This window comes from Bradyrhizobium sp. 132 (assembly GCF_023074185.1).
Taxonomy (GTDB): domain Bacteria; phylum Pseudomonadota; class Alphaproteobacteria; order Rhizobiales; family Xanthobacteraceae; genus Bradyrhizobium.
In genome coordinates this window covers 44228-60626 of the sequence record NZ_JADPKY010000030.1, presented here as the reverse complement: position 1 = coordinate 60626, position 16399 = coordinate 44228, and the positions used below count along the sequence as shown (strand labels likewise).

Genomic DNA, 16399 nt, shown 5'->3' with positions numbered 1-16399 from the left:
ACTCGTGGCGGCCTATTCCGGATGCGCCACCGACTGATGGGGAACACCATGTCGATTCAAGCGGGCGAGCTCGGTCCGGTTTCGCGTTCCTCCTCCTGGCGCACGCCGGCGATCATCATTCTCTGTGGTTGTGCAATCGGCATGCTCGGCTTCGGCCCGCGCTCGGCGCTGGGCTTCTTCGTGCAGCCGATGAGTCACGAGTTCGCCTGGGGCCGCGACGTGTTCGGCCTCGCCATCGCTTTTCAGAATTTGCTGTGGGGACTGGGCCAGCCCGTCGCCGGCGCAGTCGCCGATCGCTTCGGCCTGTTCCGGGTGATGTGCGTCGGCGCTCTGCTTTATGCCGGCGGCCTGCTCCTGATGCGCTACTCCTCGACGCCGCTGTCGCTCAACATCGGCGCGGGCGTCATGGTCGGCTTCGGCCTTGCCGGCTGCTCGTTCAATCTGGTGCTGTCGGCGTTCACCAAGCTGCTGCCGGCGGAAAAGCGCGGCCTTGCGCTTGGCGCCGGCACTGCGGCGGGCTCGTTCGGGCAGTTTCTGTTCGCGCCGATCGGCGTGGCGCTGATCGACAATTTCGGCTGGCAGCAGGCGCTCACCGTGTTCAGCTTCCTGATGCTGCTGATCATCCCGCTGTCGCTGGCGCTCTCGACCCCACCGGTCGCAAGCACAGCCACCGCGGCGCCAGCGGACGAGCAGACCTTCACCAAAGCACTCGCGGAGGCCTTCGGCCATCGCTCCTACGTGCTGCTGGTGCTCGGTTTCTTCACCTGCGGCTTCCAGCTCGCCTTCATCACCGTGCATCTGCCGGCCTTCCTGGTCGATAGCGGCATCTCCACGCAAACCGGCGGCTGGGTGATCGCGGCGATCGGCCTGTTCAACATCATGGGATCGCTGAGCGTCGGCTATCTCCAGAACTCACTACCGAAGCGCTACATCCTCTCGACCATCTATTTTACCCGCGCGCTTGCGACGCTTGCCTTCATCTCGTTCCCGATCACGCCGTTCTCGGCGATCGCGTTCGGTGCGGTCTCGGGTCTGACGTGGCTGTCGACGGTGCCGCCGACCTCGGCGCTGGTCGCATTGATGTTCGGCACGCGCTGGTTCGCCACCCTCTATGGCTTTGCCTTCGTCAGTCATCAGGTCGGCGGCTTCCTCGGCGTCTGGCTCGGCGGCATCGTGTTCGAGCGGTTCGGTTCCTACACGCCGATCTGGTGGCTCTCGATCCTGTTTGGCGTGCTCTCCGCGCTGATCAATCTTCCGATCGTGGAGAAACCTGTCGTCCGAGCGGTTGCGCAGCCTGCCTGATCGGCTAAACATCCCTGAAACAAGTCAGGGAGTTTTGCTATGGCCAATTTCAAGGCGATCCGGATCGACAAGGCGGACAAGGGCACCACCGCGCAGCTCACGCAGTTCGACGAAGCAGAGCTGATGGAGGGCGACGTCACCGTTCGCGTGGAATGGTCGACGCTGAACTACAAGGACGGCCTCGCGCTCACCGGCAAGGCGCCGGTGGTGCGCCGCTTCCCGATGATCGCCGGCATCGATTTCGCCGGCACGGTCGAGCAGTCCTCGCATCCGCAGTGGAAGGCGGGCGACAAGGTCGTCTGTACCGGCTGGGGCATGGGCGAGACCCATCTCGGCGCCTATGCCGAGAAGGCGCGGGTGAAGGGCGACTGGCTGGTCGCCTTGCCGCAGGGCCTGTCGGCGCGCGACGCCATGGCGATCGGCACCGCCGGCTTCACCGCGATGCTGTCCGTGCTGGCGCTGGAGAAGCACGGGCTGTCGCCGAAGAGTGGTCCGGTCGTGGTGACGGGCGCGGCCGGCGGCGTCGGCTCGGTTGCGACCGCCGTGCTCTCGAAGCTCGGTTATCACGTCATCGCGTCCACCGGCCGTGCGTCCGAAGCCGACTATCTGAAGGAGATCGGCGCAACTGAGGTGATCGACCGCAACGAATTGTCGGCAGCGGCCAAGCCCATTGGCAAGGAACGCTGGGCTGGTGGCGTCGACAGTGTCGGCTCGACCACGCTCGCGAATCTGCTGTCGATGACGAAGTACGGCGGCGCGATTGCGGCGTGCGGCCTGGCTGCCGGCATGGACCTGCCGTCTTCTGTCGCACCCTTCATTTTGCGCGGGGTGTGCCTTCTCGGCATCGATTCCGTGATGTGCCCGATGGAGCCGCGGAAAGCCGCCTGGCAACGCCTGGCGTCCGATCTGGATCGGACAAAACTAGCTGAAATCACTCACGAAATTCCGCTTTCCGAAGTTTCCGAGTGGGGCGCGAAAATCCTGGCCGGCCAGGTCCGCGGTCGCATCGTGGTAAAAATTGTCTAACGACGTTCAGACTTTACCAACCAAGCTGCTTCAATGTCGCCATGGTTAGTATGGTAAGCAGCAGGTAAAGGGACAAGGCATAGCCCGCTGCGGGGTTGGTTCGGAGTTGAGCATGCTTGCGCGTATTGTGTTGGGGGCTGTCACGGCGGCCGTGACGTTTGCGCCGGCCATTGCCGGTGGCATGAATGCCGACGAGGCGCGCCGCTTCGTCGCCGGCAAGGTGTTTGCGTTCACCTGTTTTGACGGCACCCGCGGCGCAGGCCGCATCCTGGACGACCTCGGCGCCGCCGGCGCCGTGCAGTTCTCGGGCGCAGGTCCGGTGAAGCATCTCCGCCTGCCCGGCAACACGCTTCAGATCCGCGGCCAGAACGTCTGCGCCTCGATCAAGGGCATTCCGTTCGAGCCCTGTTTCAACCTTGAAAAGACCGACGATCGCAGTTTCCGCGGCTCGGTGTCGGGGATGGGCTTCGCCTATTGCGACTTCCATCACCAGGGCGGCAACCAAATGCTGATGGCGCGCGCCGCGGCGCGGCCGCGCTCGCTGCGCACCTCGGAACACACGGGTTCGGTCGGTGCGTCCAACACCGAAGTCGCCGCGCGCATCGAGACCCCGCGCGTCGAGAGCAGCCGGCTCGAGCCGGTGAAGCCGGAAGCCAAATCAGAGCCCGCCAAGAACGACGCCCCGCTGGAGCTGCGCCGCTCGACCCAGTGAGTTTGCTGCGCGGGACAGTCCGCGCACTTTGTCGTTGAGAGCTGCCGTCGAACACGAAGCCGCCGCGCCGTAGTCATACGGGCGGCGGCTTTTATGCGTTGGTAGCTGTTCGCGCCCCAATTTGCGTACGGCCGGGGGGCGCGGCCCGATAAAAGGGTTCGAAGATGTCGCTGTATTTCTTCCGTATCAGCACGGGCCGCTATTCCGGCGCTGCCGACCAGCCATACGAGTTCGAGGATCGTGCCGCGGCCTGGACCGAGATGACCGAGGTCTGCGCCAATTTGCTCGGCGGCATCTCGCGCAGCCTGAAGCCGAACGCCGAGTGGCGCATGGAGCTGCTCGACGAGAACAAGAAGCCGGTGTTTCGTATCAGTCTCGTCGGCGAGAGCCATCCGCTTCCCAACCGCATCGACTGACCTGCGGGGCGAGCGGGTGACCATCGCGGCGGTTGTCCCCGACACCGTGCGCGCCGCCTGACGGCGGCATCGCGCGCAGATGCAAGCCGAACGCGAAATCCGCTCCGTCAGCGATGACGCGCTCGCGCAAGGGGATCGACGTTAACGCACGTGACCTCCGTAAATTCGCGAAGCATGTTTCGCTTGCGCGGAATGGTTGCGATAATCCTGCAATTGGAGCTGCATATTCAGTATTTCTACCCAAGCGGTGTCGCCTCCCGCTTAACGTTAATGGAAAGCTCGCAGACTAGTCTCCCACGCTATTCACGCGCTTCGTCGCGGCGACAATGCGTATCCCGGGGATTTTTTCGATGATGTTCATTCAGAACCTGCGAATCGGCACCAAGCTCGCCATCACCTCGGCGCTGACCCTCGCGCTCGTCGCGCTGATGATCCTGCTCCAGATGAGCGGAGGCGCCGAGGTCCAGAAGCTCAGCAATGGCGCATCGGGACAGCAGGCGGTCGCGCAAAACGCCGCGGAGGCGAAGGCGTCGGTGCGGGGAATGCAGATCGGCATTCGCGACATCCTGACGTCCGGCTCGCCGGCCGAGATGCAGAAGGCCACCAGCTATTTCAACGACCGGCAGACCGCGGCCCTGAAGTTCTCCGGTGAAATGGCAAGGCTCTCGCAATCGCCGGAGAACCACAAGCGTATCGACCGCCTGACCGTGTTGATCGGCAATTTCCAGAAGGGCGCGCAGCAGATCGAGGGGATCCACAAGCAGGAGCTCGCGCTTGAGTCAAAGAAGGACGGCGAAGCGGCGACGCAATTGGCAAAGCTGACTGCTGAGGTCGACCAGATCCGCAAGGAAGTGCTGGCTCCGATCAACGCGGAAATATCGGAACTCGCCGACCAGATCACGAATTTCGCCAAGCAGAAAAGTACAGAGGCGCGCACGGCGGCGGAAGCAGAGGCTGCGTCCGTTGCGCGGACGTCGTTCATCGCCGCTGTGGTGGTCGCGGTCGTCCTGATCGGCGCCTGCGTTTTCTCGATCTTCAGCATTGCCCGTCCCATGCGCGCCCTGACTGCCGCGATGGAGAAGCTCGCCGGCGGCGACTTTGCCGTGGTGCTACCTGGCCTCGGCCGCAAGGACGAGGTCGGCGGCGTTGCCGGCGCGGTCGAAAAATTCAAGACCGTATCCGAGCAGAAAGCGCGCGAGGAAGCGGAAGCCAAGATGCGGCAGGACCAGATGGCGGCCGAGCAGCGCAAGGCCGAGATGCGCAAGCTTGCCGACAGTTTCGAAGGCGCCGTCGGCGAGATCGTCGGAACGGTGTCGTCGGCCTCGACCGAGCTCGAAGCGTCCGCCACGACGCTGACCTCGACCGCCGAGCGCACGCAACGGCTCACGACCGTGGTTGCGGCAGCCTCGGAGGAAGCCTCGACCAACGTGCAGTCGGTGGCGTCGGCAACGGAAGAGCTGTCGTCTTCGATTACGGAGATCAGCCGGCAAGTCCAGGAATCCGCGCGTGTGGCAAGCGAGGCGGTCGGCCAGGCCCGCACCACGACCGAGCGCGTCAGCGAACTGTCCAAGGCCGCGACGCGGATCGGCGACGTGGTCGAGCTGATCAACACCATCGCCGGCCAGACCAACCTGCTGGCGCTCAATGCGACCATCGAGGCGGCACGTGCTGGCGAGGCCGGCCGCGGCTTTGCCGTGGTCGCTTCCGAGGTCAAGGCGCTGGCCGAGCAGACCGCGAAGGCGACCGGCGAGATCGGCCAGCAGATCGCCAGCATCCAGACCGCGACCGAGCATTCGGTCGGCGCCATCAGGGACATCAGCGACACCATCGAAAAGCTGTCGGAGATTTCCTCGGCCATCGCGGCGGCCGTCGAGGAGCAGGGCGCGGCGACGCAGGAGATTTCCCGCAACGTGCAGCAGGCGGCGGAAGGCACCCATCAAGTCTCGTCCAACATCACCGACGTGCAGCGCGGCGCGAGCGAGACCGGTTCGGCATCGTCGCAGGTGCTGGCAGCCGCACAGTCATTGTCCGGCGACAGCAACCGGCTCAAGCTCGAGGTCGGCAAGTTCCTCGATACCGTCCGCGCAGCTTGACGGGGCATGTCCTGAGAGAACTGCAACCGCCGCGCGTACAAGCGCGGCGTTTGCGCGGGGGCACATTGCGGTGCCGTGACGAAGACCGCGCAGGGTTAACCTTGCGGAAAACCGATGCGGTCATGATCCCCGCAATATTCCGGGCGCTGAGTCGCCCTCCTTGTATTGCGTATCGACGTATTGGAGCACACTCATGAGCGGCCTTTCCATCCGTCTCACTCACAAGGTCATGGCCATCGGACTCTTCGGCCTGGTCGATCTCGCCGCCTTCGGCGCAATCTACCAGATCGGCAGCCTCTCCCAGGACGCCTCCCGAGCCGTCGCCAACCGCGCTCGTGCGATCGCCGATCTGAACAAGCAGCTCTCGATCGAGATGCTGGAGGCGCGGCGCAACGAGAAGAACTTTCAGCAGCGCCGCAACGAAAGCTACGCCAAGGCGCATGCCGAGCTGATCGGCCCGATCAACCGCGATTTCGACGAGGTCGAGCGGCTGATGGCGGCCGGCGGCATGAGTACGCTCTCCGAGAGGATGAAGGAAGCGCAGGGCGGCTTCAAGCGCTATGCGTCGGACTTCAATGCGCTGGTCGGCGCCGAGACCCGGCTCGGCCTGAATGAGACCCTGGGCCTGTCCGGCTCGCTCCGCGCCGCGGTGCACGACATCGAGGCCAAGCTCAAGGAGATCGACGATCCGCGGACCACGAGCTGGATGCTGATGATGCGCCGGCACGAGAAGGACTTCATGCTGCGGCGCGACCCAAAATACATCGTCGAGATGAAGAAGGCTGCAGCCGAATTCTCCAAGGCGATAGAGCTCGTCGCAATCCCTACGGAGGCGATGAACGAGGTCACGGCCGAGCTGCAGAAATATCAGTCCGAGTTCGCGTCCTGGGCGGAGACGGCGCAGAAAACCGCGGCACTCGACGCCAGCATGATGAAGACGTTCCGTGGGTTAGAACCGGGTATGATCGAGGTGCGCAACACAGTCGAAGACCTGTATAAGCAGGCCGAGGCGGCGGAAGCTGCGACCCGCGATTCCGTACGCCTGTGGATGGCCGTCGCCTTCGGGGTCACCGTTGTGGTACTCGCCGCGGTCGGCTTCCTCCTGGGACGCTCGATCTCGAAAGCGCTTGCCGGCATGGTCGGTGCGATGACGCGGCTTGCGCGCGGCGAGCTTTCGACTTCCGTTCCCGGCATCGGGCGCAGGGACGAGATCGGTGAGATGGCTGGTGCCGTCGAGGTGTTCAGGACCAACATGGCGGAGGCCGAGCGGCTGCGCACTGAGCAGGTCGCAGCCGATGTGCGCGGTCGCCAGCAGCGCAAGGCCGACATGCAGGAGCTCGCCGACAATTTCGAGGGCGCGGTCGGCGAGATCATCGAGACCGTGTCGTCGGCGGCAACCGAGCTCGAGGCATCCTCGAACACGCTGACGCAGGCCGCCGAGCGCGGCAACGGGCTTGCCACCGTCGTGGCGGCGGCCTCCGAAGAGGCTTCCGCCAACGTACAGTCGGTGTCTTCCGCGAGCGAGGAAATGACCTCCTCGATCTCCGAGATCAGCCGTCAGGTGCAGGAATCGGCGCGTGTCGCCGACGTCGCCGTCGAGCAGGCCCAGCGCACCAATGGGCGCGTCGCCGAGCTGACCAAGGCCGCCTCCCGCATTGGCGACGTGGTCGAGCTGATCAACACCATCGCCAGCCAGACCAATCTGCTGGCGCTCAACGCGACGATCGAGGCGGCACGGGCGGGCGAAGCCGGCAAGGGCTTTGCCGTGGTCGCAACCGAGGTGAAGGCGCTCGCCGAGCAGACTGCGAAAGCCACCGGCGAAATCAGCCAGCACATCGGTGCGATCCAGACCGCGACGCAAGACTCAGTCGGTGCGATCAAGGAGATCGGCGACACCATCGCGCGGATGTCGGAAATCTCGTCGGCCATCGCCGCCGCGGTCGAGGAGCAGGGCGCCGCCACGCAGGAGATCTCCCGCAACATTCAGCACGCCGCGCACGGCACCTCCGAAGTCTCGGCGAATATCGGCGACGTCCAGCGCGGCGCAGGCGAAACCGGGGCTGCCTCGGCGCAGGTGCATTCGGCCGCGCAATCGCTGTCACAGGAGAGCAACCGGCTGAAGAGCGAGGTCGCGCGCTTCCTGGAGTCGGTGCGGGCTGCATGACGGCGGCCACGTCGGTTGAATGTTGCGACGCAAGCGTAGCGCTGCGCGTCGCAGCATGAGGCGCCGTTGCAGCTGCAACAGACAGTTGCAGGAGAAATAGTGACGGTTAGGCCCATCCCGTAGTTTTACGTAGGCTCCTGTTAACGGCTGTTTGCAACTATGGGAGCAATCTCACGGGATAAGAACCAGCCAGCATTGTTGAACTGACCTCCGTCTCGCCACCGTCGTGGCGATTACGGCAGGTGATCTGCGCGTTGCTAGGTATCATCGGGATTTGTCGTGATGTCGAAATTGTCGATCGTCTTCAAGCTTTTGGCCGTGCTGTCGGTCCTGGTTCTTTCGCTCGCCGGTGTCGGCGTGACGGCGATCGGTACCATGCAGAACATCAATTCCCATACGGTCGAGATCGCGGAGAGCTGGCTGCCCGGCGTGCGCGCGCTCGGCTCGCTTCGCGCCGACATCAACGAGCTGCGCGTCGCGCTCCGTTTGCATCTGATGCAGGACACCATTGAGGGCAAGGACGCCGCCGAGAAGCGCCTCGCCTCGCTGCAGGCACGCATCGACCAGACGCGCAAGGTCTACGAGCCGCTGATCACCACCGCGGAGGAGCGCTCGCTCTACGGGCAGTGGGCCAAGGCGTGGGCCGAATATTTGATCGGCGTGCAGGACGTGATGGCGCTGTCGCGCAAGGGCGTTGGCCATTTCCCGACTGATGCCAACGAGTTGTTGCAGACCAAGGTGGCGAAGATGGCCCAGGCTGCAGATCCGCTGCTCCAAAAGGGCATCGAGCTCAACAACCGGGGCGCCGAGCTGGAGACGAAGCAGGCGGCCGACAGTTATGCCATGATCTTCCGCGTGCTGGTCGGCATCATCGTGCTCTCGGTCGTGATCGCGATCGGCGCCGCCTATTATCTCGTGCGCGACGTTTCCCGTGGCATCGCTTCAATCATCCGCCCGATGCAGTCGCTCGGCGAAGGCGACCTTTCGGCCGAGGTGCCGCATCGCGGCGAGCGGACCGAGATCGGCTCGATGGCGGATGCGCTCCAGATCTTCAAGGAGGCGCTGATCGCCAAGAAGGCCGCCGACGAGGCCGCCGCGCACGACGCCGAAGCCAAGATCGAGCGCGGCCGCCGCGTCGACGCCATCACCCGCAAATTCGAAGCCATGATCGGCGAGGTCGTCGGCACCGTCTCCTCCGCCTCGACCGAACTCGAGGCCTCCGCGTCGACGCTGACCAACACCGCGCAGCGCGGACAGGAGCTGGCGACCGTCGTCGCAGCCGCGTCCGAGGAAGCCTCCACCAACGTGCAGGCGGTGGCATCCGCTTCGGAGGAGCTGTCGTCCTCCATCACCGAGATCAGCCGTCGCGTGCAGGATTCGGCACGGATGGCAGCGGAAGCCGTCGAACAGGCGACGCGGACCAACGACCGCGTTAACGCGCTGTCGCAGGCGGCGTCCCGTATCGGGGACGTCGTCGAGCTCATCAACACCATCGCGGGCCAGACCAATTTGCTGGCGCTGAACGCGACCATCGAGGCCGCGCGTGCCGGCGATGCTGGCCGCGGCTTCGCGGTCGTGGCCTCCGAAGTCAAGGCGCTGGCCGAGCAGACCGCGAAAGCAACCGGTGAGATCGGGGCGCAGGTCTCCGGCATCCAGGCGGCGACGCAGGAATCGGTCAGTGCCATCCAGGAGATCGGCGGCACCATCGAGCGGCTGTCCGAGGTGGCCGCGGCCATCGCTGCCGCCGTCGAGCAGCAGGGCGCGGCCACGCAGGAAATCTCGCGTAACGTGCAGCAGGCTTCGGTCGGCACGCAGGAGGTCTCGTCGAACATCACCGACGTGCAGCGCGGTGCGATCGAGACCGGCGAGGCCTCGAACGAGGTGCTGTCGGCGGCGAAATCGCTGGCGACCGACAGCACCCGGCTCAAGGTCGAGGTCGCGCAGTTCCTGGAATCGGTCCGCGCGGCCTGATCCTCACGGGCTTGTCTGCGGAGCCGGCGGCGGTGCGACCTGCCGCCGGAACAGGATACGCTGGTAGAGCCAGCCGATCGCGACCAGCACGATGCCGAGGCACATGAACGACAACGCGCGGTAGACGCCCGTCAGCGTCGACATGTCGATGACGAAGGCCTTCAGGATCGTCAGCGCGATCACGGCGGCCGACGCCAGCCGCGCCCGCTCCGAATTGACGAGAATACCGACGGCGAGCAGCACCACGCCGAAGCCGAGCCAGCCGATCGAATAGGTGTATTGCTCGGCGCCCGTCGTCGCCCCGGTGGAAAGGATCGGGCCGTGATAGAAGCGGCGGATCTCCAGCGTGACATAGGTGAGCGCGAACAGCAGCGCGCCGCCCGCGATCGTGTTGGCGTAGGTCTTGCCGCGTTCGCCGACCACAGCATAGGAGAGCAGCAGCATCAGCACCGCCGGCAGCGCGTAGCCGAGCAGCAGCAGGTTGAACAGGGCGCCGCCGACATCGGTGCGCCACAGCATCGGGTTCTCCAGGATCAACAGGCCAAACACGCTGACGAGCCCGCCGATCGCCGTGAGCACGACCGCGCCGACATTGTGCACGATACTGCGGCTGCGCAGTCGCAGGCGCTCCAGCCCGATCGCCATGGCGAGCGCAACGCAGACCTGCAGCGCGCATTCGAGCAGCGACGGTGCTGAAGTCATGTTGCCGCCGGTCGCAAAATGGCGGATCTCCATGAAGGCGAGCAGCGCGGTGAACAGGATCGCGGCGCTCTCGACCATGCGTAGCGGGCCGTCGTCGCCGCGGCGGCGCAGGAACAGGCTCGCTGCCCAGAACGATGCCGCCGGCAAGCCGTAGCCCCACAACAGCCAGTTGAAGATCGGCGTGGTCCCGACGGCGTCGCCGACAATGCGGGGATCATAGCCGATGCGTGCGGTGACCAGCCCAGCGAAGATCGCGGCCAGCCAGCGCAGGAACGGGATAGGCCGCTGCATCGAGATCCAGGCGGTGCCGAGCGACATCAGCGCCAGCGCGATCGTGAGCCAGCCCTTCTCCAGCGCAAACGTCAGCGCCAGCGCCAGCGCACCGAGCGTGCCGGTCGCAAACAAGGCCGTGGAGATCTTGCCGCCCGGCCGGGTCTCGCGGCGCGCTAGCGCTTCGGTGGCTGCGCCAAAGGCGGCCGCGAGCAGCACTGCGAGGATGGCGAACGGGATCGAGCGGTCGAGATGCGCGATGCGTGCGTAGAGCGCGACCAGGATCGCGATCGGCGTCGCGACAGCCGCGGCCGACCACACCACCGGAATGATCGCCGAGTTCGAGCGTCCCTGCGCGAGGAAGCCCGCGATGCCGAAGCCGGCGGCGAAGACCGCCGCCATCACCAGATGCAGCGTCACCGCGCTGTCGGTCGCTGTCGGTGCGATGCCGGCCAGGGGGCCGCCCGGCAGCACCAGCATGTCGGGATTGGCGCGCACCGCCCATTCGGCGAATACGATGAAGACGGTCGCGGCGGCCGCGCCCAGCGCACCCGTAGCCGCCGGCGCGCGCCAGGCGACGAGCAGCGTCGCGCCGACGAGCAGCGTGAAGGCGATCAGCGCCAGATCCGCATGCGCGCTCGACAACACGATCAGCATCGCGCCGAACAGATAGGCGCCGAGCGAGTTCGACGAGACCGGCTCGATCTCTCCGTCCTCGATCGTCGGGCCGAACATGAAGCCGCAGACGACGAGCAGGGCCGCGAGGACAAAGCCTGCGATCACATGGAAAGCGTGCGGCGCGACCTGCAAGTCGCTGGTGTCGAGACCCGGGAAGATCCAGAGCACGGCGAAGGCGATTGTCGTGACTGCAAGCCAGCGCCACAGCCGGATACGCGCGAGACCGAAGCTCGCGGCGGTGACGATGGCGAGATAGATGTAGAGCGCCCAATAGTCCGGCTTGTCGCTCGAGACGAGGATCGGCATCACGAACGCGCCGACCACGCCGAGGCCCGCGAGCGCGGGCCCGTGCAAGAGCGCTGCGGCCAGCGTGCCGAGCGCGACAAGGCCGAGCAGCACGAAAGCGGTCGCGGGCACCAGGAAGCCATAGAGCGCGTAAGCCGCGTAGATGGTCGCAAATGCCACCGCCGTGCCGGCCGCGGTGAGGATCGCGGGAATGTTGGCGATCGGCAGCGCGGCGATGTTGGAGATGCTCTCCTTGCGCCGCGACCACTCGCCGGCACCAAGCAGCGCCAGCGCGAACACGCCGCCGAGGAACACGCGCACGCCGGGGCCGACCAGGCCGGCCTCGATCGAATAGCGCACCATGAAGAAGCCGCCGAGCGCAAGCGCAAGGCCGCCGATCCACACCACCCAGCGGGTGCCGAGCCGTTCCTCGAAGCCGGGCGCCGGCGCGGGCAGCGGCGGCGGCGCATCGGCTTCGGTGCTCGCCTCGAGTGGGGGCGGTGAAACGTCCTGGGTAACGCGCGGGGGCGGCGCCTCGGCGTCGGGCGCAAGCGGCGGCGGCGCTTCGGAAGTTGTTGCCGGCGTCCCGGCCTGCACCGGCGGCGTCGGCATCAGTGGCGGCGGCTGCACTTGCCGCTGTACGTAAAACTTCTCTTCGAGCGAGCTCAGCCGGCGGCGCAGCCCGGCCGCCTGGCTGGAGGCCTTGATCGCGATTATGAAAGCGATGATCGCAATGATCAGCGCGAAGACGTCGAACGGGCCGTCTGACATAAAGCCTCCAGGCAATCGGCGGGCAGGGGCCGATCACGCATTTCTCGGGTTAGCGCCGGGAGCGAACGCGCAAGCCTGGCGCGGGCCGCTCCTGGAGCACGTCGCGACGGAAGCGGTAGAGCGCCGCCGGACGTCCGCCCGTCTGTGTCGACATCACTCCGGTCGGTTCGACCAGGGCTTCCATTTCGACCAGGCGGCGGAAATTTTGTTTGTGCAGGTGGCGGCCGGAGATCGCCTCCACCGTGTGCTGCAATTCGGTGAGTGTGAACTCGGCGGGCAAAAGTTCAAAGACTACAGGACGATACTTCAGTTTTGCGCGTAGCCGCGCGATCGCTGTCGCAAGAATCCGGCGGTGGTCGAAGCGCATGGATGTGCCGAGCACGGGAAGCGTCTTGCGCGCTAATGCCGCGGGGCGGCCGTCGCGCCGTGCCTCCTCGATCAGTCCGGCCTCGTACAGGAGCTCGTAGCGGTCGAGCACACGCTCCTCGTCCCAGGGCGCGCCGTCGAGACCGAAATAGAACCGTACGCGATCCCGGCGCGGCAGCGCGCGTGTCGTCTCCGGCGTCTCCTCTTCGGCCCATGTTGTCAGTGCCGGGATGATGTCGCGCGCGATGATCGCCGGCGGCTCCTCGCGCCAGTCTTCCCAGGGCAGGAAGCGATACCACGGCGCGAAGCTCGCACTCGTGGCTGCGAGTTCACCGCCGACGGCGCGCGTCAGTGCGAGATAGCCGATCGACACCATGTGCGCGCCGGTATCGCCGGCCTCGGCATGCCGGCCGCGATCGCCAAACGTGTAGAGTTGTTCGACATAGCCGAGCCGCAGGCCCGTCTGTTGCTCGACCCAGGCCCGCAGGCCGATCTCGAAAGTGCGATGGCTCGGCGCATCGAACGGGCCGAACGGCAGTCCGGCCAGTCCGTCGCTGCCGCGCGCGGTGAGAATCAGCGGTTCATGATCCTCGATCGCGACGATCGCAGCAGTCAGACCGATCTCGATCGGCGTCAGGAGCTTGTCGCTCATGCGGTGGCGATCGCCGGTGTTGTGAGAAGGTTGATTGAGCCGGTCTCGCCGCGGGCTCGCTGCAACCTCTCCCGCTTGCGGGAGAGGTCGGCGCGCAACGCCGGGTGAGGGCTTTCTCCTCTGGGGGACTGTCCCGATGCGGAGATACCCTCTCCCCATCCCTCTCCCGCAAGCGGAAGAGGGAGCGCAGTCCCGTTGGGGCTGCTATTCGACTCTCTTCTCATTCGAGCTCGATCGCGAAGGGGCGGCCCTCGACCATCATCGCGCCCGGGCCCATCTCGTCGAGTGCGCGCAGCATGCGGCCGTTGCGCCCCAGCGCACGGTCGGCGAGGCCGACGATGCGCCGGTTCGGCGAGGCGATCGGGGAAGCCGCGCGGATCTTCTTCGCGATCTCGGTCTCGTCGCGATCCGGATTGAGCGCGCAGACGGCGGCAAAGGCGCTCGCGGTGGAGCGGCTGATTCCGGCATAGCAATGCACCACCAGCGCTGCGCCGCGGTCCCAGCCGCGCACGAAGTTCAGCACCTGCTCGATATGGTTCTCGGACGGCGCGACAAAACCGTCGATCTCCTCGGTGATGTCGTCCATCGACACCTTGAGATGGTTGGCCGGCAGCACCGACACCGGCCGCGCGACCTGTTCGACATTGGCCATTACGGTCAGCACGTGGCTGGCCTTGGTGAGGCGGACGGTTTGGGGAAGGGCGGCGAGGGAACAGACGTGAATCATGGCGGACCTTTTCCGCAGATTATAGCGGGCGTTCGTAGGGTGGGCAAAGCGAAGCGTGCCCACCACTTTCGTCGCATTTGGGAAAAATTGGTGGGGACGGCGCAAGGGCGCCTTTGCCCACCCAGAGGACTCTAACTCACGACAACGATCACGCAAACACCGCGCCAAACCGCTCCAGGAACTGCTTCTCCGCCCGAGCCGCCGTCCAGGGCGTGAGATAGTCGCGCCGGACGCTGTCGGACAGGCCCGGATCGCGGCCGAACAGGCGCCTGGCCTCGCTTTCGCTGAAGCCGGCGAGCTCGGTGGCTTCCAGATAGGCCGCGCCGCGATCGGCGGCCTTGATCGCCAGCGTGATCTCGTCAGCCAGCACCGGCGGTAGCCCGAACCGGATGTGGATGGCGCCGAGCAGGCGTTTTTCGACCGCCTTGTAATGGCCATCGAGCACGGCCTTGAACGGCGAGATCATGTCGCCGATGACGTATTCGGGCGCGTCATGCAGCAGCGCGGCAAGCCGCATGCGCTGGTCAACGCGCGGCATCTCGTGCCGCATCACGGTCTCCACCAGCAGCGTGTGCTGCGCGACCGAGAAGATGTGCGCGCCAATGGTCTGGCCGTTCCAGCGGGCGACACGCGCCAGCCCATGCGCGATGTCGCCGATCTCGACGTCGAGCGGGGAGGGATCGAGCAAATCGAGCCGCCGGCCCGACAGCATGCGCTGCCAGGCGCGGGACGCCACATCGCGTGACGACTTCTTGGCCGTCATTTGGATTTGAGGCGAGGCTTGCGCTGCGTCTTGCCGCAGCTCGCGTGACAATGGCAGTCGACGAGATGATCGTTGACCAGGCCGGTTGCCTCCATGAAGGCATAGACGATGGTCGGGCCGACGAACTTGAACCCACGCGAGGACAGCTCCTTGGAGATCTGCATGGAGAGCGGCGTCGAGGCCGGCACGCTCGCGGTGGTCTTGAAATGATTGACCTTGGGGCTACCGTCCATGAAGTCCCACAGCAGTTTCGAGAAGCCGGGGCCCTTCTCCATGATATCGAGATAGGATTTCGCGCTTGCTATCGCGCCGTCGATCTTGGCCTTGTTGCGCACGATGCCGGCATCGTTCATCAGCGCGTGGACTTTCTTCTCGTTGTAGCGCGCGATCTTCTCCGGCTGGAAATCGTCGAAGGCTTTGCGGAAATTGTCGCGCTTGCGCAAAATCGTGATCCAGGACAGGCCCGCCTGGAAACCGTCGAGGATCAGCTTTTCATAGAGCGCACGGTCGTCATACTCCGGCACGCCCCATTCGGTGTCGTGATAGGCGACGTAGACCGGATCTTCGCCGGGCCAGGGGCAGCGCGTGATTCCGTCGGGATGCAGGCGAGGGGCACGGCTCATGCGATGGGCTGCTTGGCTGAAATGCGGACAACGTCAGGGTCCGCTAGCCTCACAGCGAGGCCACCGGCAGTCAGCGCCTGTCCCGCATCGAGCGCATCGGCGACACGGTCGATGCGCACTAGCGCGATACCCTTGCCCTGCGCCGACGAGCCCATCGTGCCGACCGGCTTGTCGCCGGCGAGAACGCTGACGCCGAGCTCAGGCGAGAGATCCTCGAGCAGCACCTTGACGCTGCGGGTGCGCGCGGTGCCGCGATGCTGCATGCGCGAGACGACCTCCTGGCCGACATAGCAGCCCTTGTCGAAATCGACGCCGGAAAGGCGGTCCATGTTGGTCTCGTGCGGGAACGCATCGCTGTACATGAAATCGAGCCCGCCGCGCGGCACGCCGAGCGCGATGCGGTGGGCCTCGTATGCGGCGGCGTCGACCAGCTCGGCGCCGATCAGATCGGAGAGCTTCTGTTTGAGATCTTCAGGGATCAGGATGCGGTAACCGAGTTCGCCATTGCGCGGATCGGCGAAGGCGAGGTCGGGCTGGGCCGCGGGCTTGCCGTCCCAGGCCGCGAGCACGCCGAGATCGTCGGACAGGTTTTCCACCGTGACCTTGGCGCGCAGCTTGTAGAATTTCAGTTTGGTGGCGAGGCTGTCGGCAAGCGGCTTCGGGCAATCGATCAGGAACCCGCCGCCATGGCCGGCAGGCGCCTCCGTGATCAGGAAATCGACGGTGATCTTGCCCTGCGGCGTCAGCAACGCGCCGAATCGCCCCAGGCCCGGCTTGAGCTTGTCGACATCGGTCGTGACGAGGCCATTGAGGAAGTTGCGCGCGTCCTCGCCCGCGACCTTCACCACGCCCCGGTCGGGAAGAAACGCTGATTTCAT

The 16399-nt window shown here is 65.6% G+C and carries 13 protein-coding genes; 7 read left to right on the top strand and 6 right to left on the bottom strand.

All coding sequences use genetic code 11. The annotated features are described in order from the left end of the window. The first annotated feature begins 48 nt into the window (after positions 1 to 48). From IVA74_RS04485 to IVA74_RS04455, 7 genes are all read left to right on the top strand, one after another. Complete coding sequence (locus tag IVA74_RS04485) at positions 49 to 1302, top strand: MFS transporter (RefSeq protein ID WP_247340278.1); 1254 nt, start codon at positions 49 to 51, stop codon at positions 1300 to 1302. 39 nt (positions 1303 to 1341) lie between these two features. Beyond that, the gene (locus IVA74_RS04480) at positions 1342 to 2328 is read left to right on the top strand and encodes an MDR family oxidoreductase (RefSeq protein WP_247340277.1); all 987 of its coding nucleotides are present in this window, start codon (positions 1342 to 1344) and stop codon (positions 2326 to 2328) included. Between the two features lie 112 nt (positions 2329 to 2440). Continuing rightward, positions 2441 to 3040: a hypothetical protein gene (locus IVA74_RS04475; RefSeq protein ID WP_247340273.1), complete on the top strand. Its 600-nt coding sequence runs from the start codon at positions 2441 to 2443 to the stop codon at positions 3038 to 3040. 164 nt (positions 3041 to 3204) lie between these two features. Then, positions 3205 to 3456: a hypothetical protein gene (locus tag IVA74_RS04470; protein WP_247340271.1), complete on the top strand. Its 252-nt coding sequence runs from the start codon at positions 3205 to 3207 to the stop codon at positions 3454 to 3456. Positions 3457 to 3806: 350 nt separating this feature from the next. Next, on the top strand, positions 3807 to 5549 hold the full coding sequence (locus IVA74_RS04465) for a HAMP domain-containing methyl-accepting chemotaxis protein (protein WP_247340269.1): 1743 nt from the start codon (positions 3807 to 3809) through the stop codon (positions 5547 to 5549). A 193-nt stretch (positions 5550 to 5742) separates the two neighbouring features. Further along, positions 5743 to 7713 (top strand): HAMP domain-containing methyl-accepting chemotaxis protein, encoded by a 1971-nt coding sequence (locus tag IVA74_RS04460; RefSeq protein ID WP_247340267.1) that lies wholly within the window; start codon positions 5743 to 5745, stop codon positions 7711 to 7713. 282 nt (positions 7714 to 7995) lie between these two features. Beyond that, positions 7996 to 9684 carry a methyl-accepting chemotaxis protein gene (locus IVA74_RS04455; RefSeq protein WP_247340261.1) on the top strand — a complete coding sequence of 563 codons (1689 nt, stop codon included), beginning with the start codon at positions 7996 to 7998 and terminating at the stop codon, positions 9682 to 9684. 3 nt (positions 9685 to 9687) lie between these two features. Here IVA74_RS04455 and IVA74_RS04450 read toward each other — a convergent pair whose 3' ends face one another. From IVA74_RS04450 to IVA74_RS04425, 6 genes are all read right to left on the bottom strand, one after another. Further along, a complete protein-coding gene (locus tag IVA74_RS04450; RefSeq protein ID WP_247340256.1) occupies positions 9688 to 12390 on the bottom strand; it encodes a DUF2339 domain-containing protein in 2703 nt (900 codons plus the stop codon). A 49-nt stretch (positions 12391 to 12439) separates the two neighbouring features. Beyond that, positions 12440 to 13408 (bottom strand): NAD regulator, encoded by a 969-nt coding sequence (locus IVA74_RS04445; RefSeq protein WP_247340255.1) that lies wholly within the window; start codon positions 13406 to 13408, stop codon positions 12440 to 12442. A 220-nt stretch (positions 13409 to 13628) separates the two neighbouring features. Further along, positions 13629 to 14135: a protein tyrosine phosphatase gene (locus tag IVA74_RS04440; RefSeq protein ID WP_247340253.1), complete on the bottom strand. Its 507-nt coding sequence runs from the start codon at positions 14133 to 14135 to the stop codon at positions 13629 to 13631. Between the two features lie 148 nt (positions 14136 to 14283). Beyond that, a complete protein-coding gene (locus tag IVA74_RS04435; RefSeq protein ID WP_247340251.1) occupies positions 14284 to 14898 on the bottom strand; it encodes an HD family hydrolase in 615 nt (204 codons plus the stop codon). After that, entirely contained in the window at positions 14895 to 15521 is a 627-nt protein-coding gene (locus IVA74_RS04430; RefSeq protein ID WP_247340249.1) for a DNA-3-methyladenine glycosylase I, read from the bottom strand. Before IVA74_RS04430 ends, IVA74_RS04435 begins: the two co-directional genes overlap by 4 nt. Further along, positions 15518 to 16399, bottom strand: coding sequence for a folate-binding protein (locus IVA74_RS04425; RefSeq protein WP_247340237.1), 882 nt, complete (start codon positions 16397 to 16399; stop codon positions 15518 to 15520). Before IVA74_RS04425 ends, IVA74_RS04430 begins: the two co-directional genes overlap by 4 nt.

Bases quoted from the DNA above. Each gene is read 5' to 3' on its own strand.
- IVA74_RS04450 (WP_247340256.1), bottom strand. From the start codon at position 12,390: ATGTCAGACGGCCCGTTCGACGTCTTCGCGCTGATCATTGCGATCATC.
- IVA74_RS04460 (WP_247340267.1), top strand. From the start codon at position 5,743: ATGAGCGGCCTTTCCATCCGTCTCACTCACAAGGTCATGGCCATCGGA.
- IVA74_RS04430 (WP_247340249.1), bottom strand. From the start codon at position 15,521: ATGAGCCGTGCCCCTCGCCTGCATCCCGACGGAATCACGCGCTGCCCC.
- IVA74_RS04485 (WP_247340278.1), top strand. From the start codon at position 49: ATGTCGATTCAAGCGGGCGAGCTCGGTCCGGTTTCGCGTTCCTCCTCC.
- IVA74_RS04455 (WP_247340261.1), top strand. From the start codon at position 7,996: ATGTCGAAATTGTCGATCGTCTTCAAGCTTTTGGCCGTGCTGTCGGTC.
- IVA74_RS04445 (WP_247340255.1), bottom strand. From the start codon at position 13,408: ATGAGCGACAAGCTCCTGACGCCGATCGAGATCGGTCTGACTGCTGCG.
- IVA74_RS04425 (WP_247340237.1), bottom strand. From the start codon at position 16,399: ATGAAATCAGCGTTTCTTCCCGACCGGGGCGTGGTGAAGGTCGCGGGC.
- IVA74_RS04480 (WP_247340277.1), top strand. From the start codon at position 1,342: ATGGCCAATTTCAAGGCGATCCGGATCGACAAGGCGGACAAGGGCACC.
- IVA74_RS04475 (WP_247340273.1), top strand. From the start codon at position 2,441: ATGCTTGCGCGTATTGTGTTGGGGGCTGTCACGGCGGCCGTGACGTTT.
- IVA74_RS04440 (WP_247340253.1), bottom strand. From the start codon at position 14,135: ATGATTCACGTCTGTTCCCTCGCCGCCCTTCCCCAAACCGTCCGCCTC.
- IVA74_RS04470 (WP_247340271.1), top strand. From the start codon at position 3,205: ATGTCGCTGTATTTCTTCCGTATCAGCACGGGCCGCTATTCCGGCGCT.
- IVA74_RS04465 (WP_247340269.1), top strand. From the start codon at position 3,807: ATGATGTTCATTCAGAACCTGCGAATCGGCACCAAGCTCGCCATCACC.
- IVA74_RS04435 (WP_247340251.1), bottom strand. From the start codon at position 14,898: ATGACGGCCAAGAAGTCGTCACGCGATGTGGCGTCCCGCGCCTGGCAG.